Source organism: Staphylococcus caprae, assembly GCF_003966625.1.
In the GTDB taxonomy this organism is placed as follows: Bacteria; Bacillota; Bacilli; order Staphylococcales; family Staphylococcaceae; genus Staphylococcus; species Staphylococcus caprae.
Map to the genome: position 1 here is coordinate 98950 of NZ_AP018587.1, position 25317 is coordinate 124266.

A 25317-nucleotide genomic window follows, 5' to 3' on the forward strand; every position below is an offset into this window, starting at 1 on the left:
TTATACAGTATGAACTTCCAAACAATAGGCATTTTAGGTAGTAATGGCTCTATAGGAAGAATTCTTGTAAAAAGATTAAAAAAGAGATATCGCATTATAACCACCTATCATTCGAAAAAACGTAATCCTACCGATATCTATATCGATGTCTATAAACCCAAAACGCTTATTAAAATAATCGAACAGTGTGACATTATTATTAATTGTACGGGACCTTCTTATTTGATTAGCCCACAAATTGCAAAACTACTGAATAAATCGTCTATACCATACATCGATTTGTTTGGTGGTGATGTGTTAGAAAACGTTATTAATTTTGAGGAACGAACAACACCTCAAATTATTAACGCAGGTGCACAACCCGGTTTATCAGGATTATTAGTATTAAGGATGTTGGAGTTGTGTGAATCTATTCCCATTCATATGGAGATTTATCAAGGTGGTAATGAGATTGGTGGACAAAACGCATTTCTAGATATTTTGTTAAGCATACAAAATGGTTATGGGAAATCAAATATATGTATTAATCAAAATCAAGAGGCATACGATAGTTCTGAACATCTTATCAAAATACAAAAAGATAAGATTGCAATTGCTCAGTTATATCTTACAAAGGAATTAGAAAGAATCATGAAAGAAGCGTCCATTCAATCTGTAAAATCTTATTTTTTATTTGGTAATAAAAACGCTAAAACTTTACTAAGTAAAGGATACGCTATTCTAACTTTAAAGAATGTAACAATGACTGAAAAAATATCAAAGATTAAATCTCTATTAGAAAAGCATCATACTGAAGAAAAACAATGGTTTGTTATTCAAATATACGCTGAAGAAGAAAAAGTGAAAAGAGAGATTAGATTAATTGCATCAGATAGCAATGAGATATCTGCATTAGTCACAGAATTGTGCTTGGAACAATTGATTAATGGCTATCTAGAACCAAATTGTTATTGGGCATCTGATATTTTAGACACTGAACTCACTATCAAACAACTGGTTAACAATGGTATGGATTATAGAGAACATGTGGTTTTAAAGGAGAAATATGTAGAGGAGGGAGAATTATGAAGAAAAGAAAAAAGTGTTAATCTGTGGTACTACTTTTGGTCAAATATACATGGAAGGCGTTCATAAATATACTCGTAATTATGAAATTGTAGGTATTTTATCCAAAGGCAGTAAACAGTCAAAAAAATGTTCTGAAAAATATCAGGTACCTTTATATACTAATTTAAATGATATCGATGTGACGAAAATTGACATTGTAATTATAGTCATTCGTTCTGCAATCGTTGGTGGAAAAGGATCTGAAATTGCTAAGTACTTTTTGAATAAAGGTGTACATGTCATTCAAGAACAACCCGTTCATAGTGACGATATAGTACAGTCATTAAAAACTATGAGAAATCAAGATTGTCTGTATATGATAAACACATTCTATCCATATATAGAAACTGTAAAAAAATTTATTCAATTTGCTCAAAAAATAAGTAGGAAATGTTCTCTTAAATATATAGAAGCCTCTTGTAGTATTCAGGTATTATATCCGCTATTAGACATTTTAAATCAGAGTTTGGAAGGACTTTCGCCCGCTTCTTTACATGATAAAAAAATACAGACTGGCTTCTTTACTCAAGTTTTTGGAGAGATCAAAAATGTGCCATTTGATATTAAAATTCAAAATCAATTGGATACGAGTAACCCTGATAATTATTTCCATATTTTTCATAAAATCACTTTTTACTATGAGAGTGGACGTCTAACACTTAATGATACTAATCAGGGTGTCTCTTGGTATCCAAGAGTGTTTATTCCTAATGATGAAGAAGGCAATCTTAATTTATATATAGATAATACTTTATTAAATTTGCCTGTATCTGAAAATATAAATACGCATGATTATACTTATAAAAATGTTTATGAAGAAGTATGGCCACGTTCTATTAAAAATACTATAGAGCGTTTTGAAGATTATATTCAAAAACCTAAAGACTTGAACGTATATCTTCAACAATTATTTACATTATGTCAATTATGGAAGGAAATTAGTCAATTAATAGGACCAATCGAAACTATTAATGGAACAAAAATAAGCTCATTGACATTAAATGAAATTAATGATTAGGGAGATGTGTTATGAATATTCAATCATTGTTAAAATCATTTACGGAAAAAGGAATTCTAATTTGGATAGATCAAGAAAAAGTTAAATATAGAGCTCCTAAAGGCATAATGAAACCTTCAGATATTCAAACATTGAAAGATAATAAGAATGAGATTATTACTTATTTAAACAGTAAGACTAAACTGAAACATGATGAAAAAAACAGATATAAAGATTTCGATTTATCTGATATGCAAAAAGCTTATGCAATAGGAAGACAACCTCAACAAGAATTAGGTGGACTAGGTTGTAAAAGTTATACTGAAATAAAAATGCCTTTATTATCACCTGAAAAATTTGAAAGAAGTTGGCACAAATTAATACAAAACCATGATATATTACAAACTATTATTTCTGATGATTTAATGCATCAACATTATGAAATTAAAACGTATCCTAAACTTAAAGTAAATGATTACACAAATTTAGGAAGAGATCAGAAGAACTTTAAGTATTTAAATAAAAGAAATGAACTAAAAAGAATGCAATTTTCATTAGATAAATTTCCTTTACACCATTTTGAATTATCTATGTTTGAAAATTATACAATTATTCATTTTGTTGTAGATATGGTAATTGGAGACTTTATGAGTGTTCACAAAATGATTGATGAAATTATTGAAATTTATAATGATGAAGAAATTGAATATGAAGAATTATCCTTTCGAGATGTTGTAGTGTTTAATCAAGAAAAACTTAAAACTACTAATGAGGAAAGCTTATATTATAGAGATAAAAATTATTGGTTAGACAAAATAAAAGAAATGCCCTTACAACCAGAACTAACTGTAAATCCTGAAGCGTATAATACGGATCGACCTTCATTTACAAGATTCGATTTTAAATTAACAGGAGAAGAGTGGAAAAAGTTCAAAGCTAATTGTCATTCATTTAATGTGACACCCTCTAACGCTGTTTTAACGATATATAAAGACTTGTTACAGAAGCGCTCACTCACTGATCAATTTGCGATTAATATTACTTTGATGAATCGATATCAGTTCAATGAAGATATTAGTAAGGTGATGGGTGATTTTACCTCAGTCAATGTTTTAGATACTACTACTAATAAAAGTAACTTTAAAGAACGAGCGCTACAAATACAAAATGAGTTATTGAATAATTTAGATCACAAAAGATTCAATGGAGTTGAGGTACTAAGAGAATTATCTAAATATCATGGCGAAAATATTATAATTCCTTTCGTTTATACCAGCACAATTGGTATGCCACACGATAATAATGATAAATATGAAGTTATTTATGGAGTAAGTGAAACGCCTCAAGTATTAATAGATTGTCAGGTGTCCGAACAAAATAATACATTTACTTGTCACTTAGATATTCGTGATAATGCTTTCGATACGAAATTTATTAATGCATTTATTGATGAGTTTCAAATATTATTGCATGAGTATGCTAAAGATATAAAGCAATGGGAAAATGAAAGTTATTTTTGTTCGTTATCTGAAAAAAACATTGTAAAACATCACCACCACAAAATAAAAATAGAAGATATTGATAAAAGATTGTCTACGTTAAAATTAGTTGACCATTCTCACACATTAAAAGTTAATAATGATAAAAACAAACATTTAAAAACATATATTGTGCCAAATTATGAAATTCAAGACGTTAAATTGAACGATTCTTTGAAAGCTCACCTGCTAACAGCTAGTAAAAATGCTTTTGAAAATATTGATCAACAAAAATTCAACAAATGGAAAAACTTATCTGATTTAACTGCATTAACTGACATATTGAAAGTTTTCAGAAAAGTAGGTATATTCTGCGACGTTGGTGAATTTCTAATGATCAGAGACATTTTTAAAAAACTAGAAATTACAAGTAAATATCATATGATTGTTCGACGTTGGTTAAATGCTTTAGAAAAAGAACACTATATAGTATATAGAAAAAATGCTTATGCACTAACTTATTACGGGTCTAATCTAGTTTCTGAAAACGAAAAATATTGGAAAGAATTCGAAAGTATTGAGAATGAAATTGATTACAGTTCCACTATGTTCAATTATCAAAAAGATTCAAGCGATCAATTATTAGAACAAATTCAAGAAAAGGTAAATAGTTTAGAGTTGTTTTTCCCTCAAGGAAAAACTGACATTGCTATGGCAGCATATAATAAAAATATTATTAACAAAGGATTAAATGAGATAACTAAGAATGCAATAAAAAATATCTGTAATAAAAAATCAGGTGAAATAAGTATTTTAGAAGTCGGTGGTGGAGTTGCTGCTACTACAATTGAAGTACTACCTTCACTTGATAATTTTAAAATAAAATATGATTTCACTGATATATCTCAATATTTTTTGAGTCATGGTAAAGAAATTTTAAAGGAATATGATTATGTTAATTACCGACTATTTGATATTAATGAATCATACAAAAGTCAAGGTTTTAAAAAGCAGGCATATGACATTATTTTATGCCCTAATGTTTTACATAATTCTAAACATGCATTATTAGTGCTAAACCAATTAAATGAAATGCTTAAACCTAGAGGCTATTTAATTATGATTGAAGCTACACTAGAATCGTATTCTTTACTTACATCTTTAGAATTAAAAGGGGGATTAGACCACTTTTTAGATTCTAGAAGGCATTCTAATAATACCTTTTTCAATCGAGAAAGTTGGGAAACTATGCTAAAAGAAGCTCATTTTAATCCTTTAGTGATGCTTCCTGAAAGAAAAGAAAGTATCTATGAATGTGGACAGAGTGTGATTATAAGTCAATCTTTAAGCCCATCTTTAAAAAATATTGAAAATGATATTCAAGAAACTATTGAAAAATGGCCTAAATTTATGAAACCAGATTATTTGGAAGTAACTACTCAGCTACCGAAAAGTATAGAAGATAGGAATATATGGAAGTATTATATTGAAGAAAAAAACAATGAAAATTTTGAAGAAAAAACTATTATCAGACCGTCATATGACTTAGAAAAACAATTGTTAAAAATTTTAGAAAAAGTATTAGAACGAGAAGATATAGGAATTGAGGATAATTTTTATCAAATCGGTGGAGATTCGCTACTAGTTGCGAAATTGATTACTGAGATTCGAGAAAATGTATTAGAGGTGAAGGGACTTACTTTCGAAACACTTATGAAGTTATTTACTAAAAATCCCACAGTTAGGGCTTTAGCAAGTCAGGTTGTAGATCAAAAAAAATATTCTTCTTCTGCGTATAAAGAAAAAATAATTCCTAATCATGTTAAGATTTTTCATCAAACTGTTCAGCAACCTAACCATATTAAAGCGTTATTCCATGCGGGTACGGGAAGATTACTTGATTACAATTATCTATTACCTTATTTATATGAATCATGCAATGAACAAGACGCTATATACGGTTTTGTTTATGGTGATGTTAATGATTATACGAGTATACAGCCAGATAAATTAGTACTTTCTTTAGCATGGAAATATGCCGAAACGTTAATGAATACTGGTGCTGAAGAATTTGAGTTATATGGTTATTGTGTAGGTGGTTTTATTGCTATAGAAACTGCCAGAATTCTTATAGAAAATGGCAAAAAAGTATTGCCAGTAAATATCATAAGCTCTCATCTTTGTTTACATGAGATTGCTAACCCATTATTAATGGAAGCAGCTTTTGCAAACATTATAGGTGCTGACATGAATGCGGTGGGTTATAAATTTGAATTTAATGACTTACAAGAAGCATTAAAGCATATTTTACAAGGTGAAACTAGAGATATATTAAATCAAGAGTTATTCGAATTAAAAGGCTCTTACAGCGATGTTGGTTTATCTTTTAAAGCGTTATCAAAGCTATCCCAAATAGATAGACTGATGCGTATTTATAATAGTATCCCTAATCAAGAATTTAATGGTACGAATAATTCATTCGAAAAATTACAAGATTTATATCAAGTGTTTAACCAAACATATTTAGGAATGATTCATTACAGTCCAGAGCCATTTTTAGGCAACATTCGTGTATTTAATCCTATTGAAACCCTAAATGATTTTTATCCAAAAACTAAAAAAGATATAACTTGGAACGATTTTGTATTTGGAGATATTAATGAAAAAGATATTCAAGGTAACCATGCATCGTGCGTAGAATTTGAGTATGTGCAAAGTTTAGCAAATGCTTTGGAGGTCAAAAGTCATGAAAATTAGTCACGTTTTATATAAAGTGAACAATTTGGAAGATACTGTCTCACAATTTAGGAATCAAGGATTTACCGTTGAATATGGTAAAAAAGACAAACCGTATAATGCTTTAATTTATTTTGAAGAAGGACCATACATAGAATTAATTCAACGTATGTATATGCCTATTATTGTTCAAAAAATACTTCATTTATTTGGCAAAAGAAAATTTGTAGAAGGTTTGTTAGCACAGAACAATGCACAAGAAGGTTATATCAGAATCGCTTTTGAAACAACCACGGATAAATTCTCACATTTTAACAGTATATTTCGTGAAAAACAATTTAAAACTATTAAGGTTCCAGTAAAGCGAAACGATGTTTATGGATATAAATTGAAGTGTAAGTGTTTGTTCCCATTTGATGCAAATGTGCCTTTTATTAAGTCACCGTTTAAAACAAAAAGGAATTTATCCTGCAATCATGCAAATGGCATTAAAGGCATAAAAAAAATTAGATATAAAACAAATAGTAAATACTTAGAAATAGTTCAACTTTTAAATACTGATTCAATATTAGAAGTTGAAGAAGGTGAATTTGAAATAGATGTTGAATTTTAATAGAAAAAATGGGAGATGAGTATATGAATTTAAGAGCACATTTCGATGATTATAAGTCAACCAATATTTTAAAGAATGAAACATTAATAGAAAATCTTTATAAGCAAGTTGAAATTAGACCGAATAAAACGGCAGTTATTGATAAAAAACAAAAATTGACTTACAAAGAGTTATTCGAAAAGGTTAAAACTTTTGCTAAAGTATTTCAAAATATTCCTTTATCTAAAAAAGACCGCGTTATGATACAACTTCCTAATAGTATTGAATTTATAGCAGTATTGTTTGCTTGTAATTTATTAGAGTTAGAACCTGTTTTAATGTTACCTACACATCGCCATTCAGAAATAACAACGATAGCACAAATATTGAAGCCTAAGGTTTACGTTGGTACTACAAATTACTTAGGTTTTAACTTTTGTGAAATGGTAGAGGAAAATTTAGATTCTTTAGATTTTATAGATTGTATTGTTGCAGATAAAGATTTTAAATCTACAGAAGTAAGTTATTTAAATTTAAATGATTATAAGTTTGAAAATTATGATTTGAATGCACCAAAATCTTTTGGAGGAAGTATAGGCGCATACATTCTAACAGGTGGCACCACGTCAATGCCTAAAATTATACCAAAAATAAACGAAGCATATGTCTACAATATTAAAAAGGCAATTGAACGTTGTCACTTTAATGAAGGTACTATTTATTTAGCAGTTCTATCTATAGCACACGACTATCCATTAGCAAACCCAGGAGTGTTAGGTACGTTGTTTTCTGGAGGAACAGTTATTTTTGCTGAAACAACCAGCTTTGATGAAGCATTTCATTGGATTAATAAGGAAAGGGTTAATACTACTTCAGTAGTTCCAGCAGTAATCGAGATGTGGGCCGAAAACTATGATTGGTTCCCAGGTGATTTAACATCACTTAAGCATGTTTTAATTGGAGCTGCTCAAATTGATATTGAAAAGTTATCTAAAATTGAAAATCAATTTGGTGTAACAATACAACAAGGTTATGGACTTGGAGAAGGAATTACCTGTTTTACACAGTTAAATGATCCCCCTGAGATACGATTAGGTACACAAGGAAAACCTATTTCTGAACATGATGAAATAAAAATTATTGATAGTAATAGAAAATTGCTAAATCCATTAGAAATAGGGGAAATCGCTGAAAAAGGCCCTTATACTTTTAAGGGTTACTTTGCTAATGAGAACTTAAATAGCAAAGTTTTTACTAAAGATGGATATTTTTTAACTGGTGATTTAGGTTACATTGATTTAACTGGAAATTTGGTTATAGCGGGGCGAGTCGATGATCAAATTAATCGTTTAGGTGAGAATATATTACCAAAGGAAGTTGAAGCAATTTTAAGGGAATATAAATATATTAAAAATTGTGCTGTTTTAGGTGTTGATGATGAAGAATTAGGTCAAAAAACGTGTGCTTGTATTGAGAAAACAGATCACTTATTTACAATTCAAGATTTAAGAGATTTCTTTGAGGATAAGGGAGTTGCACGATTTAAAGTGCCTGATGAAATCTATTTTGTTGATAAACTGCCATATTCAAATATTGGGAAAATAGATAAGAAAAAATTATCTGAAATATTTAATAAGGACTGATTAGATGTTGACAAAAGAAACGATAAAAGCTGAGTTAAAGAATGAGATAAACACATTTTTTAACAATCAAGCTAAAATTGAAGAAGATGCTTCGCTGATAAAATTAGGTTTAGAATCTTTGCAAGTAATGAAAATACATTCAAGATGGATGAAAGCGGGATATGATATTTCTTTTTCCGATATGATGAGCAATCCCACTATTGATTGTTGGAGTGAGATTATATTTGAAAGTCAAAGAAAGACTAAAAAAGAAATAGATAAACCTAATATCGATTCTTCGAAACCTTTTGAATTAACTGATGTTCAATACGCATATTGGATTGGTAGAAATAGAAATGAACCATTAGGTGGCATAGGGTGTCACGGCTACTTAGAAATTGATACAGGATTACTTGATTTAGATAAATTAGATAAGGCATGGAAAAGGTTATTTGAACTACATCCTATGCTTAAAGCAAGATTTACTGAAGAGGGTTTACAGCAAATTTTGGATGAACCATATTATAAAAATGTTCTAGTTCATGATTATAGAAACCAATTAGATATTCAAAAACTAATAAATAATTTAAGAACCAAATTTTCACATCGTATGATGCAAATAGATAAAGGTGAAGTCGTATGTCTACAATATGTAATAATAGATAATTATAAAGCTAAGTTGATTTTTGACATTGACTTATTAGTTTGCGATGTTCATAGTTTTAAAATAATTTTAAATGATTTAGCATGTGCATATCTTGATATAAACAGTGATCAGTTACATAAAGAGTATTGGCATTTTTCAGAATATTTGGCGTATCAAACTAAGCAAAAAGAGCAAATAGAAAAAGAAGCAAAGCAATATTGGGAAAAAGAAATTGATGAAATTCCAGAACCACCAAAACTGCCATATTTAAAAGAGTTTAATTGTGTTAGTTCACCTACATTTAAGCGTCGATCAATGTCGTTAAATCAAAATCAGTTAGAAAAATTAAAAGAACTATCTAAAAAAGCTGATGTTACTCTATCTATGATCATGCTTACTCTCTATGCGCGAACAATTGCTAAGTGGAGCCAAAATAAGTCATTTATATTAAATATTCCGGTGTTTGATAGAGACCCAAATATTGATATAAAAAATAATGTAGCAGATTTTACTAATATTTTATTATTAGATATTGATATGAGATATTCTACTACTTTAACCGAAGATGCGAAAAGGATTCAAAAACAGTTTCATCGTAGAATGAAATATATAGATTATTCAGGAATTAAAGTTATTAGAGATTTACAAAAGCAGCGTGGAAAGCAGTTTCTGTCTCCAATTGTTTTTTCAAGTAATTTAGGAGAAGACTTACTCAACGATACTTTTATTAAAACATTTGGCGATATTTCATATATGATTTCTCAAACACCACAAGCATGTCTAGATTTTCAATTATTTAATAAATCAGAAGGTTTGTATATTGTTTGGGATAGTATTGATGAGTTGTTTCCTCAAGGATTATTAGACGATATGTTCTTATATTTTGAACAGGAGATTAATTATTGTTTGAACAACGAATTTATTAAAAGTGATAATCATTACACACTAGGAATGGAAAGACGACAAAATAAGATTAAAGAATTTATTATTAATCAACGAAGTGATTCAACGCTGATAGAGTTATTTATGGACACAGTTAAAAACCATCCTCAAAATTACGCTCTTATAAATGGTGTGACTGATGAAAAGACAACTTATAAAATGCTAAAAGAACGAGTTTTACAAATAGCAGCAGCTTTACAAAAACAAGGGTTACAACCAGGAAAAAGTGTGGCAGTTGATCTTCCTAAAGGAGTGGACTTCGTTGCTTCGATATTAGCTATTATGCTTAATGGAAGTAGTTATGTACCGATTGGACAACATCAACCTATACAACGAATAGAGAGAATACTGAGTCATGAGCATATTACGCATGTCATTTGCTATTCCACAAAGTACAATAGAAAAGATTTTGATGAGAAAACCATAATTAATATTAAAAATATAAATTCTTCATATAAAAATTTTTCTGTTATGCCTCCTAAGTCCTCTGATACGGCTTACATCATTTTCACTTCAGGAAGTACAGGCGAGCCTAAAGGAGTGGAAATTACACATGAACAAGTATTGAATACCTTATATTCGGTTCAAGATAAATGCAATCTAAGTTGCAAAGATATTGTTATGAATGTTTCACAATTTGATTTTGATTTATCAGTGTTTGACATTTTCAGCCCACTGATACAAGGAGCAACCATGTGCTATGTAAATGAAGATTATTGGAGAGATGGTAATAAATGGTTGGAAATAATACAAAAATATCCTATTACAATTTGGAATTCTGTACCTACACTTTTTCAAATGTTATTGGAAAATATGGAGTATTATAAAGTAATTGATATTGATATGAAGTATGTATTATTGTCTGGGGATTGGATTGATGTAGGTTTGCCTAAACGTATGAAAAAAGTTTTTCAAAATAGCAAAATGATAGCTATGGGCGGAGCGACTGAAGCATCTATTTGGTCAAACTATGTTGAAATAGTTGATAGAGTTCCTGACAGTTGGATGACTATTCCATATGGAAAGCCTTTACCAAATCAGTTATATAGAATTGTAAATAATAAAGGTAAAGATGTGAATGATTACGAAGTTGGAGAGTTATGGATTGGTGGAATTAGTGTAGCTAAGGGCTACTATGATATGCCCAATTTAACGAATCAACGGTTTGTAATGAAAGATGGATTAAGATGGTATAAAACAGGTGATAAAGGAAGATTTTGGCGGGATGATACTATTGAATTTTTAGGTAGGATGGACTATCAAATATCATTAAGAGGACATAGAATAGAGCCAGAAGAAATTGACTCTACTTTAAGAAGTATTAGAGGTATTGATCAGTCTATAACTGTATCCAGCAAAATAAATGAGAAGCACCAATTAAGTAGTTTTATAACATTGGAAATGGGCGAATTATTACAAAATTCAATAGTTGATAGAGTAGCTTCTTTTAAACCCTATCAAATACAAAACTTTATCAATAATATCCCTTTTGATGTTAATAGTTATAAAGCTGTCACACAAGTGATGGATATGTTATTAAAAAAATATTTAAAAAGCTTACTCAATGACATAGAAAAATCCAAGGTATTGCCCCAATATAATGCATTGGTCAATAAATGGATAGACATATACCGTACTATTAGTTTTGATGATAAAAAAATTTTAAAAACTAATAAAGGTTTATTAAATAAAATCAATGATGTGATTTTGCCATTTAAAGAAAATGCATTAAGTATTGTTTATGGTGATAAAGAAGCAACAGACTTACTAATTGATGAAAAGTTGCCTCAAATGTATACGCTATTAAATTTACTTGAAACTGGAAAGTGGATAAATGAAACAGTTGTTGCAGTTTTTAACCAATTAGTATCTCGAGAAAATAATAAAAAATCGATATTAGTCTATGGCAATCAAGGGCTACAGACCATGATGCAAATGATTAATGATACACAAAATAATTGGACTTATGTTGATTCTAGTTTATTTTATTTGAACAAACTTGAGAACCAAATAAAAGAGAAAATTGTCTGCCAAGTAGATACGTTAGATTTGAAAAAAGTAGCGAGAGATAAAAAATTTGATGTAATTATTTTAAACAACGAATTACATAGAGTAGAAAATTTAGATTATATATTAAAGTGTCTTAAAAATTCGTTAAAACCTGGGGGCATTATAATTGTTTCAGAACTAACAAAGACACTTAATATACAATATTTAACAACTATTTTATTAAATGATTTTAGAATTAATAAATCATTAGATCTTTTGTTAGATAATAAAGAATGGATAGAAAAATTTGAAAACAGTCCATTATACTTAAGAGGTGTTGTTACTGACCAAAATGGAATAGGTGGAGGTTATATTTATATACTACAAAATGAGGAAGCGTATAGTTTAAATGATGAAAATTTAAAACATGAGCTTGAATCAAAATTACCTTATTATATGATTCCAACAAATATTTTCCAACTGGATAACTTACCAATTACTTTTAACGGTAAGATAAATCGCTCTAATTTAATGTCTCATATTGATAATGAAACTAGCAAAGATGCTTTAATTCAAGAAGAACGTCAAAAAAACATGTTTGAAATAAGACTTTCAAAAATTTGGGAAAAGTTATTGAATAAATCTCCAATATTAAAAGATGACTTTTTTCAATTAGGTGGAGATTCATTATTAGCGACACAACTGCGAAATGAAATCCAAAGTGAATTTAATATCACTTTAAATCTTGAAGAAATATTTAATTATCATAATTTAAAGCAAATGGCAGAAATCATAGAGAGAAAGAGTTTAAATCGTCATAAAACAGAAATTATTAATATAATTGATCAAAATTTATACGAGCCTTTCCCTTTAACAGAAGTTCAACAAGCCTATATTTTAGGTAGAAACAATGCCTTTGAATATAGTGATGTCACAAGTCATTGTTATTTTGAATTAGAGACAGATAGATTGGATAAGAAAAGATTAGAATTAGCTTGGAATAAATTAATAAAAAAACACCTAAGTTTAAGAACAGTGATACGAAAAGATAATTTATCTCAAATAGTATTAGAACATGTAGAACCGTATCATATAGAATATTTTGACTTTACGCATAAATTGAATATTGAAGATGAAATATTTAAAGTTAGAGAACAATTAGAACATCAAAATTTCAATCCATATCAATGGCCCTCGTTTGATATTAAATATCTAGACTTACCTAAAAAACAAGGTAGGATATGTATTAGTTTTGATAATCTATTTTTTGATGGATATAGTATGTTTCAATTATTCCGTGAATGGCAACATTTTTATACTAATCCTAATGATACAGTACAATTTAATGAGTCGACTTTTAGATCTTATGTATTATCTCAAGAAGAATATAAAAAAACAGATATTTATAAAAAGGATTTGGCTTATTGGAAAGAAAAACTGCCATGCATACATGAAAAACCTGACTTAAATATAAATCATAAAATAAAAACGCATCGTTTTAATAGAAATTATAAATTATTAAATAAGCTTTCTTGGTCAAAAATTAAAGATAATGCTAAATATTATGGTGTAACTCCAGCTAGTATATTAATGTCAGTTTACGCAGAAACTTTAGCAAGATGGAGTAAATCACAAAAATTCACGATAAATTTAACTCGTTTTGAACGATTACCTTTTTGTAAAGATGTAGACAATTTAATTGGAGATTTTACAACTTTAACCTTACTGCCTGTAGATGTGACACAGGGGAAATCATTTATTGAGAGGACTATAAATGTTCAAACTGAATTAAGAGAAGTGATATCGCATACTAGTGTTAGTGGTGTGACAGTGCAACGTTTAATGAGTAAAAAAAATAACTCGCAAGTATCAATGCCTGTAGTTTTTACAAGTGGTCTAGGTGTAAATAACAATAAAAACCATGAATCTATAGGACGAATAAAGTATGGATTGTCTCAGACGCCACAAGTTTGGATGGATTTACAAGTATTTGAAGATGAACAAGGGTTAAATATTTCATTGGATAGCATCAAAGGTTTATTCGAACCAGGAATGATTGATGATATGTTTGAATCATATTATCAAACATTAGAACAACTAAGTGAAAACAGAGAAATTTGGGAATCAGAACAATCTAACATAATCAAATTAACTCCGTCCTCTCATGGTATTAAGAAATGCAAGAAGCATAGATTAGAATTTTTAGGTCACACATTGCTAGAAGGGTTTGATTACCAGGTTAAGAGGAAACCAAATCAAATTGCAGTGATTGATCAACATAGAAAACTCACTTATAAAGAGATTGACTTATATGCTAATGGAGTAGCTCAGAAGTTAAAAGATTCGGGGATTGTAAAAAGAGACGTAGTAGCAATAATTTCAGATCAGACTTATGCACAAATTGTTGCAATTATTGCTACGTTAAAAATAGGAGCAATATTTGTACCCCTAAGCAAAGAACATCCTTTAACACGTAATCAAAAGATCACCAAACAAGCGAAAATCAAATGTATCATCGCTAATGAAGATTTTCAAGATGACACGTATGCAGACGTACCTGTTATTCGTTTTAATCATAATAAATTAGAGCATATTACTACAAATACTATTAAACCTGATGATATTGCTTATATTATATATACTTCAGGAACTACTGGAACACCTAAAGGTGTAGCGATACAGCACTCGTCAGTAATGAACACGATTTTAGCTGTTAATGAAAAAATAAAGGCTAAATCTAAAGATAAGACTATCATGATATCACAAATGACGTTTGATTTAGCTATATATGACATTTTTAGTATGTTTCAAGTTGGGGGTAGTGTGGTCGTTTTAAGTGAAAAAGATCGGTTGAATCCTGAAAAAATAACTCAGATTGTAGAAACTCATAAAGTTACAATTTGGAATTCAGTACCAGCCTTATTTAAGCTCTTTTTGGATTATATAGAAAAACTTGATCAACGTACTTTAAGTATAAAAAAAGTTCTTTTAAGTGGAGACTGGATTCATAAAAATTTATATAAAGTAGCCAAAGAAGTACTTAACCCTCAATTAATATTTTATGGATTAGGAGGGGCTACAGAGGCTTCTATTTGGTCAAATAGTTTTGATTTAGCATTATTAAAAGAATCGGATAGTTCTGTTCCATATGGGCACCCCCTTGCTAATCAACGTATGTATATATTAAATTCGCAATTAAATGAATGTCCAATAGGAGTTATAGGTGATTTATATATTGCTGGCGAAGGTTTAGCGGAATGTTATTGGAACGATGCTACTAAAACAAAACACTCATTCTTTTTCCATTCTAAGTTAAATGAACGTCTTTATAAAACGGGAGATACTGCTATGGTAAGACATGATGGACAAATTATCTTTATGGGACGAGAAGATAACCAAGTTAAATTAAATGGATACAGAATAGAATTAGGTGAAATAGAACAAAGTTTAAAACAAATTACTGAGATTAAAGACGCATTGGTACTCTTGGATAATCAGCTAATTGCTTTCTATATTTTAAAAGAACCAGTTGAAAGAGAGTATATAGAGAATGAATTAAGAAAAAAATTACCATCATACATGATTCCAAAAATATATCATAAAATTATTAAGTTTCCTCTTACAATAAATGGAAAAGTTGATTGCAAAAGATTACTTAAAGACGTTAAAGCAACAAATAATATAGAAGTTAAGAGAGAGTTTAATGATTTAGATAAAAAACTTAAAAATATGATGGTAAGACTACTTAAAATTAAAGATATTAAATTAGGTGATGACTTCTTTAAATTAGGAGGAGATTCATTAAAGGCACTCCAATTGATTCAATTAATAAAAGAAGAATTATCTATAAACTTAACATTGAAAGAATTGTTTAATCATCCTAAGTTATATGAGCTATCTAATTATATCAAAGATAATATACAAGCTGAGGTAGAGGAAGGTGAAATTTAATATGGACAATATTTTTAGTCCGATGTTTCCATATTTAGAAAAAAAGCACCTTTCTAGTAAATACAAGATATTTTGTTTTAGTCATGCTGGAGGATCAGCGTCACGTTTCTTACCATGGATGAAACAAATGAAGAATATAACAGTTATTCCAATTGAGCTTCCAGGTAAAAATACTCGTATGAAAGAAGAATTACCTACAGATTTGTGGGAAGTTGTAGATGATGTCGCAAGAAATATTGTTGATTTAGTAGACTATCAAGATAAAATTTTCATCTATGGTCATAGCTTTGGAGCTTTATTAGCATTTTACGTTACGTACCAACTTGAAAATGAATATGGTATTGAGATTGCAAAATTGATTGTGGCAGCTCGGCAAAGTGTTAATGTAGATAAAAAAGAATCTTACAATACAACTATGGGAGATGAAGAGTTAATAAAAGAATTGGAAGAATACGGAGGCACTCCAGAACTATTTTGGCAATCTAGAGAGTTACAAAAAATATATTTACCTATAATTAAAAGTGATTATAAATTAAATGAGCAACATGTTTATCATGATGAACACATAAATGCGAGTATATTAGCACATATTGGTAATCAAGATAGAGATATAACAATAGCAGATATTAAGTGCTGGAATGATGTTACAAAAGGAAATTTTGAATACGAAGTATTTGAAGGTAATCATTTTTTCCCTTTTAAAACTTCTTCATCGTACTATTTGTCATTAGAAACTAAATTATATAGTGCGGAAGGAGGTACGAAGGGTGAACACTAATCAAATAACTATTATGAAAATGATACAGGGCTTTTCTTTGTCAGCTTTATTATATAATGCATGTAAACTTCATCTATTTGATGAAATAAACCTTAAACGGCATACTAGAAGTACATTAGCAAAGCAATTAAATATTAGTAAGAATAGGATTAATTTGATTCTAATACCACTTATTGCCAAGCATTTTATAGTTGAAAAGAAAGAAATTTTAATGTTGACACCTTTAGGTGAGGAGCTAATTGGTAATGATAAAAAGAACACGCTTTATTCTTATATTATGTTCTCTGGACAAATTTCGATGCCCACATGGTTAGAATTAAGTGAAGGATTACAAAAAGATATACCTCCATTTGAATTGAAAAATGATAGTAAGTTTTTTGAAAAGATAGAAGAAGAACATCACTTACAAATGTTATTTAGAACAATGATGGGGAATTACACTAATTCTTATAATATACAAAATTGGTTAGAAAAATTTGATTATGAATTTCCTTATAACTTCGTCGATATTGGCGGTGGTACGGGTGAATTCTCAAATAAATTACTAAGCTATTTCGTAAGTTCTAAAAGTTTAATTCTAGATTTGAATAGTGTAAATAATAATTTAAATTTGAGGAAAAGCAAAAGTTTCTATGACAGGATAAACTTCAAAGTTCAAAATTTCTTTGAGCCCTATAAGGTAAGAGGAGATATATTTATATTGGCAAAGGTTTTGCATGATTGGAATGATAAGCAAGCAATAAAAATTTTAAATAATGTCATTTCTAATATGTCTATTTCAAGCCATATTTGGATAATAGAAACAATCTTACCAAATGGTTCCATTGAAGATAATTATGATGAATACATGAACGCTTTGAACATATGGGCATTATGTGGAGGGAAGGAAAGAAATTATAACGAATTTGAAGAGCTTCTAAGTCAATTGAATCTTCAGATTGTTGAACTTTATCATATTCAAAATAACGAGTATTTGATTGATGTTACTCTGAATGTGACTGAAGGTGAAATATAAAGTGATAGTAAAAGCTTATCGATAAAGTAAAATTAATTCATTGACAGATTTTGCTTTCAATACATTAAAAATACCGGACTTATAAGAATTATTCTTTTAAGTCCGGTTTTTAATATCACCCTAAATGTTGCATTTGATATCCGATTCTCGGATGGGTGATGATCAGTTTCTTATCCATACCATCAATGTTTTCACTATAATTTAATTTCTTACGTAACGACGCCATGTGCACACGTAATGAAGCCATTTCGCACTTATTGACGTATCCGAACAATGATTTTAATAAAATCTGATATGTTAACACTTTCCCAACGTGACGACTTAAGATTTCCAACAATTGAAATTCATTAGGGGTCAAATGAATAGACTGTCCCATGATATAAACAGACTTGCCGTTGAAATCAATCGTCAACGGACCATTTTCAAAGTTATTCTGCTCTGTATCAATCTTTCTCGAGACGCGTAGCGCAACTCTAATACGTGCTTGTAATTCATCAATATTAAAGGGCTTAGTCATATAATCATTTGCACCACAATCTAATGCTTTCACAATGGTTTCTTCTTCTGTGCGTGCACTAATGACAATAATAGGCGTATCAACGCATTCTCTAAGCTGCTGAATTAAGGATAATCCATCGATGTCAGGTAAGCCGAGATCAAGTAAAATAATATCTGGATGCTCTGTTCTGATGCGGAATTCCGCTTCTCTGCCATTTTTAGCTTTAATGACTTTATAATAATTCATTGTTAATGCAACATCGATTAAATGTAAAATCGCTTCATCATCTTCAACGACTAAAAGTGTAGATTTCATAACCTCACCCTTCCATTTCTATTTTCTCTATATCTAAATAAAAATAAAATATACTACCCTGCGGATGATTCGGTCGGTATTCCAATTGACTGTGATGTTGTTTCAATATTAATTGTACTAAGTATAATCCTAACCCTAAACTGTCTTTTTTATTATCTTTAAAATAATCTCCTGAATAATAAGGATTAAAGATTAAACGTCGTTCTTCTTCGGGAACACCCTTTCCACAATCAACCATTTCAAATCGTACTTTCGAACGTTGTTCATGTACACGTAGCGTAATGTCTGAACGTGATTCAGCATGCTTTAAAGCATTATCGACCAAGTTAAATAATACTTGTAGAATCAATTTACTGTCGATATGGACCAACGCCAAAGTACCGTCATCTTCAATATTTACTTTTTGGTTTTGATGTCTACGCACAAGTCCTTCCTTAAATTCTTCTAATAATTCTTCTATCAAATAGGAAGTACGTTTGATTTGAATATCTGAGCGCTCTAACTTAGTTAAAGATAAGATGTTAGTGACGAGTGTATACAGATATTGGGCTTCCTCGTAAGAAGCGGTTAACAAATGTGCGTGTTCTTTTTTATCTAAGCCTTCTCCATGATATTTCAATACATCTAAATTTCCGATAATAGATGTTAAAGGTGTTCTAATATCATGCGAAATAGAATGTAAGAAGTTAGAACGTGTGGCCTCCCTTTCCGCTAATAGCATTGATTGTCTTGTTTGTTTCAGTAGGTCTACATTTTCCACAGCGAGCGTAATATCATTCAACATTGAATCTAAGATAGAACTGTCGTACGTATCGATGAAATCTTCATCCGTAAACTGAATTGAAATGATGCCCTTAACCGGCTTGGTACCAATTGGAATACATAGATATTTACTACCGGGGAAGGTATCGGTAAGTCTTCCCGCACGGCTTTCATTCTCAATGACCCAACTTAATGTCTCAGCATCATCAGTCCCATGGTTATTCGAGATGGTTCTATTGCCAAATGAAGAGGATTTAATCACCTTCTTAGACTCCACGAGGAAGACGGTAACATCTTGATTTAACAGTTGATGAATCTGTTCACCGGCAATTGTCAGTAACCTCATGATAGAATAAGATTCCTTAATCGACTGGTTGAATTGCAACATAATATCCGTACGATATAACTGCCGTTCCGTTAATGAATGTTGATATTTTAAATTTTTCAATATGGCACTCGTGAAAATGCTGGCAAAAATACTTGTCACAAACGTAATTGGATATTCGAAACGATACATTTCAAGCGTAAACCTTGGCACAGTAAAGAAATAGTTAAAGACAAAGACATTCAGAATCGACGCAAAGAATCCGATGAGATACGATTGCGTCCAAATAGATAGCACAATAATGCCGATAAAGAATATGAGTAAGATAATCGCACTCGATTCGTTCTTATCCATTTTATAAATCCAGATTCCAAGGAGTACACATAAAGATTGAATAATTAACATTTTGACAATATCTACAGATAACGTAAGTTGATAAGGTCGTTTATCCATCTTTTGCTTACGGTCTTGTTTGTCTGAATAGATTTTATGGATCGGAACAATCTCTAATTTGAAATGGTGCGGGGTATGATTGATTTGTTCGATAAGCGACTTCTTAAAATACTCTTTCCATCGTGGCCGTTCTGACTGCCCGAGTACTAACTTGGTAACAAAAGCCTTGTCACACCAATGGATTAAGGTTTTCGCGATATCCTGTGCATACAGTACTTTGATTTCAGCACCTAGTGATTTTGCGAGCATGAGATTTTTATGGACATAGTGGTCTTGAAGTCTACTCTCAGAACGTGTTTCAAATGTGTCGATATACACCGCTGTAAATTTCGCATGTTCTTTATAAGCTGAACGTCTTGCTTCACGAATCACACGTTCATTATAAATGCTACCACTCACTGCTACTGCAATATGAGGCGTGATATCCGTATGTTTCGTTTTATACTGTTGCTCTTTTTGACTCATGATATCCGCCACAGTTCTTAGCGTAAGTTCACGTAACTCAGTCAGATTCTCATATGTGAAAAAGTTGGAAAAAGCAGTATCTAAACGTTCCTTTTTATAAACTTTTCCGGCTTTCAACCGTTGAATCAACATATTCGGTGAAATATCCACGACTTCGTACGCATCTGCAGACATAATAAATTGATCTGGTACACGCTCTGTGACTTGAATACCTGTCATTAAAGCAATTTGGCCACTTAAACTTTCAATATGTTGAATATTAAGCGTTGTCCAAACATCAATGCCATGAGATAAAATTTCTTCAATATCCATATAACGCTTCAAATGACGTTTCTTAGAAATGTTGGTATGTGCCAATTCATCAATAAGGACGACATCAGGATGTACTTCTACAATCTGCTCAACATCTATATAGTGAAATTGATGACTGCCAAATCTTCGACTAGATGGCTCAATTTCTGGCAATTGTTTCGCAAGTGCATCTGTCTCGGGACGTTGATGGGGTTCAATATACCCAATCTTAATATCTGCCCCTTCTTTATAAAGATCAATGCCGTTCGACAACATTTCATATGTCTTACCGACCCCGGGGCTATAGCCTAAATAAATGGTGAGTTTGCCTCTTTTTTTATATGAACTTTCCATCTGCCAACACCTCTTAACTACATCTTAATTAAGATTATTATAATTATCCATTTTTATTTTAATTTTATACCTCATCTTTATATTTTCTTAATAACTTTGTTCAAATGTTAATACTTTGATTATATCGCTCTTGCTAAGATGACCATGAAAGTGAGGAGGAGCACAATGATTACATTATTAGCCTTCGTGGTCATCGGATTAATTCTATTCCTATTTTATGCATTACTTTGGAGTGAAAAATTCTAATAGCGAAAGAGGGAAGCATCATGAGTATTGTTCTATTCTTAATTACATTTATCGTTCTTGCATATTTTGTGAGTCGATATTTATATACAGTAGCGCTCACTGTTCCGACGAAGATAGATATCTTATTTCATCCTATTGAAAAGTTAATTTACAAATTGATCGGTACACAATTAGAGCATATGTCAGGTAAAACATATTTGAAACACTTTTTATGGTTTAACGGTTTAACGGGCGTATTTGCCTTCATCTTACTACTCACACAGCAATGGCTATGGTTGAACCCGAACCACAACTTAAATCAGTCGGTGTCGCTAGCGTTTAATACGGTAGCGTCATTTCTAACGAATACCAATTTACAACATTATGCGGGAGAAACAGGTTTAACCTATTTCACACAAATGGGCGTGATTACATGTTTAATGTTCACCTCAGCTGCTTCAGGTTACGCAGTATGTATCGCAATGTTGAGAAGATTAACTGGCGTGACAGACGTCATTGGAAATTTCTATCAAGACATGACGCGCTTTATTGTGCGTGTCTTAATTCCATTTGCGTTTATTATTAGTTTATTTCTAATTAGCCAAGGCACACCACAAACATTGAAAGGTAACTTAGTTGTAGAAACGATGTCAGGCGTTAAACAAACTATTGCTTACGGACCGATTGCGTCACTTGAAGCAATTAAACATCTTGGAACCAATGGTGGAGGTTTCCTAGGTGCGAACTCATCTACACCTTTTGAGAATCCAACATACTGGTCTAATTTCGCAGAGGCTTTAAGTATGATGCTTATTCCGGGTTCATTAGTATTCTTGTTCGGTAGAATGCTGAAAACGAAAAAACAAATTCATCCGCATGCACTGATGATATTTATAGCCATGTTCACATTATTTATTGCGTTTTTACTCGTTTGCCTACACTTTGAATTTGCAGGTAATCCCGTATTACATCATTTAGGTATCGACGGTGGCAATATGGAAGGTAAAGAAACACGCTTTGGCATTGGTCAGTCGGCACTATTTACAACAATTACGACAGCTTTCACAACAGGAACGGTCAATAATATGCACGACAGTCTAACGCCGTTAGGTGGCATGGTGCCAATGATATTAATGATGTTAAACGCAGTCTTCGGCGGTGAAGGCGTAGGCCTGATGAACATGTTGATTTATGTCATGTTAACCGTCTTTATATGCAGTTTAATGATTGGTAAGACCCCAAGTTATTTAGGGATGAAGATTGAAGCTAAAGAGATGAAATGGATTGCTTTGACATTTTTAGTACATCCATTATTGATTTTAATATTTTCAGCATTGGCATTTATCGTTCCTGGTGCTAAAGAGGCGATAACGAATCCACAATTCCACGGTATATCGCAAGTGTTATATGAATTTACTTCTTCATCTGCTAACAATGGTTCAGGCTTTGAAGGGTTAAAAGATAATACGGTATTCTGGAATATTTCAACTGGTGTCGTCATGTTAATCGCACGGTATGTGCCAATCGTTTTACAATTATTGATTGTCTCAAGTCTGGTCAACAAGAAAACGTATCAACATCACACCCAAGATGTACCTATTAATAATGTATTCTTTAGCACTGTATTAATCATCTTCATCATTTTGCTCAGTGGCTTAACCTTCTTACCAGATTTAATGCTTGGACCTATAGGAGAACAGCTATTGATGCATTCTTGATGAAAGGAGTATTTGAAAATGATGGAAACCACAAAAATATTTGAATCCAGCTTGGTTAAACAAGCATTAAAAGAAAGTATTCTAAAATTAAATCCTAAATATATGGTTAAAAACCCGATTATGTTTGTTGTAGAAGTAGGTATGCTACTTTCATTGGTTTTAACATTCTTTCCCAATTTATTTATTCAAGAAAATGTATCACGCACGTATGTGTTAAGTATCTTTATCATACTATTATTAACTTTAATCTTTGCAAATTTCTCAGAAGCGTTGGCAGAAGGTCGCGGGAAAGCTCAAGCCAATGCTTTACGTCAAACACAAACAGAAATGACAGCACGGCTGATTAAAGATGACGGTAGTTATGAAATCATCGATGCCAGTAAATTGAAAAAAGGCGACATCGTCCGTGTTGAAACAGGTGAACAAATTCCAAATGATGGTCAAGTCATTAAAGGATTAGCAACAGTAGATGAGTCCGCAATTACAGGTGAATCGGCACCTGTGATTAAAGAGAGTGGTGGAGATTTCAATAATGTCATTGGTGGTACATCTATCGCATCTGACTGGCTAGAAATAGAAATTACATCTGAACCAGGACAATCATTTCTTGATAAAATGATTCATCTCGTTGAAGGCGCGACAAGAAAGAAAACACCAAATGAAATTGCGCTTTTCACACTTCTAATGACATTAACTATTATCTTTTTAGTCGTGATTTTAACCATGTATCCGTTAGCCAAGTTTCTACACTTTGATTTATCCATCGTGATGTTGATTGCTTTAACCGTGTGTTTGATACCTACAACCATTGGTGGTTTGCTTTCAGCTATTGGTATCGCTGGGATGGATCGTGTGACTCAGTTTAATATTTTAGCTAAAAGTGGTCGTTCAGTAGAAACATGTGGCGATGTGAATGTATTAATTTTAGATAAAACTGGAACAATTACGTATGGAAATCGTATGGCAAACGCATTTATACCTGTTGCATCTTCAACATATGAAAGATTAGTTAAAGCCGCATATGAAAGTTCTGTAGAAGATGACACGCCCGAGGGTAGCAGTATTGTCGAACTCGCTAAAGGACAGAATATTGATTTACCGCATGAAACAGGTGAATATTATCCATTTACTGCTGAAACACGTATGAGTGGCGTGAAGTTTGCCAACCGTGAAGTCTATAAAGGGGCGCCTAACAGTATGGTTAAACGTGTGAAAGAAGCGGGCGGACACATACCTGAAGATTTAGACGTCCAGGTCACCGAGGTGTCTAAAAAAGGTGGCACACCGCTTGTCGTGATTGAAGATAATGAAATCTTAGGTGTGATTTATTTAAAAGATGTGATTAAAGACGGACTCGTTGAACGATTTCAAGAATTACGTGAGATGGGCATCGAAACCGTTATGTGCACAGGCGATAACGCACTTACCGCTGCAACAATAGCTAAAGAAGCGGGGGTAGATCGATTTATAGCCGAATGTAAACCTGAAGATAAAATTAAGGTCATTAGAGAAGAACAAGCAAAAGGGCACATTGTTGCAATGACAGGTGATGGTACGAATGACGCTCCTGCTTTAGCTGAAGCCAATGTAGGATTAGCTATGAACTCAGGTACTACGAGCGCCAAAGAGGCTGCCAATTTAATCGATTTAGATTCTAATCCTACGAAATTAATGGAGGTTGTCTTAATAGGCAAACAATTATTGATGACACGAGGATCTTTAACCACATTTAGTATTGCCAACGATATTGCGAAATACTTTGCGATATTACCAGCCATGTTCATGTCTGCTATGCCAGCAATGAATCATCTAAACATTATGCACCTTTATTCACCCGAATCTGCAGTGCTCTCAGCATTAATATTCAATGCCTTGATTATTGTGTTGTTGATTCCAATTGCGATGAAAGGTGTACAATTTAAAGGCGCTTCAACACAAACGATATTAATGAAAAATATGATCGTCTATGGACTAGGTGGCATGATTGTTCCATTTATCGGTATCAAATTGATTGATTTAGTGATTCGATACGTCGTTTAGAGGAGGAGGAGAAAAAT

The 25317-nt window shown here is 31.4% G+C and carries 13 protein-coding genes; 11 read left to right on the forward strand and 2 right to left on the reverse strand.

Features of this window, described 5'->3' with window-relative positions; genetic code table 11:
- Nucleotides 1-9 precede the first annotated feature (9 nt).
- From JMUB898_RS00440 to JMUB898_RS00475, 8 genes are read left to right on the forward strand one after another with little or no spacing between them, the layout of a single operon-like run.
- Nucleotides 10-1068 (forward strand): NAD-dependent epimerase/dehydratase family protein, encoded by a 1059-nt coding sequence (locus JMUB898_RS00440; RefSeq protein ID WP_095323458.1) that lies wholly within the window; start codon nucleotides 10-12, stop codon nucleotides 1066-1068.
- Nucleotides 1069-1081: 13 nt separating this feature from the next.
- Nucleotides 1082-2125 (forward strand): Gfo/Idh/MocA family oxidoreductase, encoded by a 1044-nt coding sequence (locus JMUB898_RS00445; protein WP_037541772.1) that lies wholly within the window; start codon nucleotides 1082-1084, stop codon nucleotides 2123-2125.
- A gap of 11 nt (nucleotides 2126-2136) precedes the next feature.
- Nucleotides 2137-6339, forward strand: a complete 4203-nt coding sequence (locus JMUB898_RS00450; RefSeq protein ID WP_002444933.1) for a condensation domain-containing protein — start codon at nucleotides 2137-2139, stop codon at nucleotides 6337-6339.
- Nucleotides 6329-6931 (forward strand): VOC family protein, encoded by a 603-nt coding sequence (locus tag JMUB898_RS00455; RefSeq protein ID WP_002444931.1) that lies wholly within the window; start codon nucleotides 6329-6331, stop codon nucleotides 6929-6931. The genes JMUB898_RS00450 and JMUB898_RS00455 overlap by 11 nt, the downstream gene beginning before the upstream one ends.
- 23 nt (nucleotides 6932-6954) lie before the next feature.
- The gene (locus JMUB898_RS00460) at nucleotides 6955-8553 is read left to right on the forward strand and encodes an AMP-binding protein (protein WP_037541771.1); all 1599 of its coding nucleotides are present in this window, start codon (nucleotides 6955-6957) and stop codon (nucleotides 8551-8553) included.
- A 4-nt stretch (nucleotides 8554-8557) separates the two neighbouring features.
- Complete coding sequence (locus tag JMUB898_RS00465) at nucleotides 8558-16060, forward strand: non-ribosomal peptide synthetase (RefSeq protein ID WP_126501870.1); 7503 nt, start codon at nucleotides 8558-8560, stop codon at nucleotides 16058-16060.
- 1 nt (nucleotide 16061) lies between these two features.
- Nucleotides 16062-16838, forward strand: a complete 777-nt coding sequence (locus JMUB898_RS00470) for a thioesterase II family protein (RefSeq protein ID WP_037541770.1) — start codon at nucleotides 16062-16064, stop codon at nucleotides 16836-16838.
- Nucleotides 16828-17853, forward strand: coding sequence for a methyltransferase (locus JMUB898_RS00475; RefSeq protein ID WP_002444922.1), 1026 nt, complete (start codon nucleotides 16828-16830; stop codon nucleotides 17851-17853). Before JMUB898_RS00470 ends, JMUB898_RS00475 begins: the two co-directional genes overlap by 11 nt.
- A 115-nt stretch (nucleotides 17854-17968) precedes the next feature.
- On the opposite strand, the gene JMUB898_RS00480 is transcribed toward JMUB898_RS00475, so the two are convergent.
- On the reverse strand, nucleotides 17969-18667 hold the full coding sequence (locus JMUB898_RS00480) for a response regulator transcription factor (protein WP_002444920.1): 699 nt from the start codon (nucleotides 18665-18667) through the stop codon (nucleotides 17969-17971).
- A 4-nt stretch (nucleotides 18668-18671) separates the two neighbouring features.
- A complete protein-coding gene (locus tag JMUB898_RS00485) occupies nucleotides 18672-21317 on the reverse strand; it encodes a sensor histidine kinase (RefSeq protein ID WP_126501871.1) in 2646 nt (881 codons plus the stop codon).
- Between the two features lie 165 nt (nucleotides 21318-21482).
- Here JMUB898_RS00485 and JMUB898_RS00490 point away from each other — a divergent pair, with 165 nt between their 5' ends.
- Genes JMUB898_RS00490 through JMUB898_RS00500 form a run of 3 tightly spaced genes read left to right on the forward strand, consistent with a single transcriptional unit; the run spans nucleotide 21483 to nucleotide 25300 of the window.
- Nucleotides 21483-21563 (forward strand): potassium-transporting ATPase subunit F, encoded by an 81-nt coding sequence (locus JMUB898_RS00490; RefSeq protein ID WP_037541769.1) that lies wholly within the window; start codon nucleotides 21483-21485, stop codon nucleotides 21561-21563.
- 20 nt (nucleotides 21564-21583) lie between these two features.
- On the forward strand, nucleotides 21584-23260 hold the full coding sequence (gene kdpA / locus JMUB898_RS00495) for a potassium-transporting ATPase subunit KdpA (protein WP_002444916.1): 1677 nt from the start codon (nucleotides 21584-21586) through the stop codon (nucleotides 23258-23260).
- Nucleotides 23261-23278: 18 nt separating this feature from the next.
- Entirely contained in the window at nucleotides 23279-25300 is a 2022-nt protein-coding gene (locus tag JMUB898_RS00500; protein WP_002444914.1) for a K(+)-transporting ATPase subunit B, read from the forward strand.
- Nucleotides 25301-25317 lie beyond the last annotated feature (17 nt).

Bases quoted from the DNA above. Each gene is read 5' to 3' on its own strand.
- JMUB898_RS00470 (WP_037541770.1), top strand. From the start codon at position 16,062: ATGGACAATATTTTTAGTCCGATGTTTCCATATTTAGAAAAAAAGCAC.
- JMUB898_RS00480 (WP_002444920.1), bottom strand. From the start codon at position 18,667: ATGAAATCTACACTTTTAGTCGTTGAAGATGATGAAGCGATTTTACAT.
- JMUB898_RS00485 (WP_126501871.1), bottom strand. From the start codon at position 21,317: ATGGAAAGTTCATATAAAAAAAGAGGCAAACTCACCATTTATTTAGGC.
- JMUB898_RS00500 (WP_002444914.1), top strand. From the start codon at position 23,279: ATGATGGAAACCACAAAAATATTTGAATCCAGCTTGGTTAAACAAGCA.
- JMUB898_RS00490 (WP_037541769.1), top strand. From the start codon at position 21,483: ATGATTACATTATTAGCCTTCGTGGTCATCGGATTAATTCTATTCCTA.
- JMUB898_RS00465 (WP_126501870.1), top strand. From the start codon at position 8,558: ATGTTGACAAAAGAAACGATAAAAGCTGAGTTAAAGAATGAGATAAAC.
- kdpA (WP_002444916.1), top strand. From the start codon at position 21,584: ATGAGTATTGTTCTATTCTTAATTACATTTATCGTTCTTGCATATTTT.
- JMUB898_RS00460 (WP_037541771.1), top strand. From the start codon at position 6,955: ATGAATTTAAGAGCACATTTCGATGATTATAAGTCAACCAATATTTTA.
- JMUB898_RS00450 (WP_002444933.1), top strand. From the start codon at position 2,137: ATGAATATTCAATCATTGTTAAAATCATTTACGGAAAAAGGAATTCTA.
- JMUB898_RS00455 (WP_002444931.1), top strand. From the start codon at position 6,329: ATGAAAATTAGTCACGTTTTATATAAAGTGAACAATTTGGAAGATACT.
- JMUB898_RS00440 (WP_095323458.1), top strand. From the start codon at position 10: ATGAACTTCCAAACAATAGGCATTTTAGGTAGTAATGGCTCTATAGGA.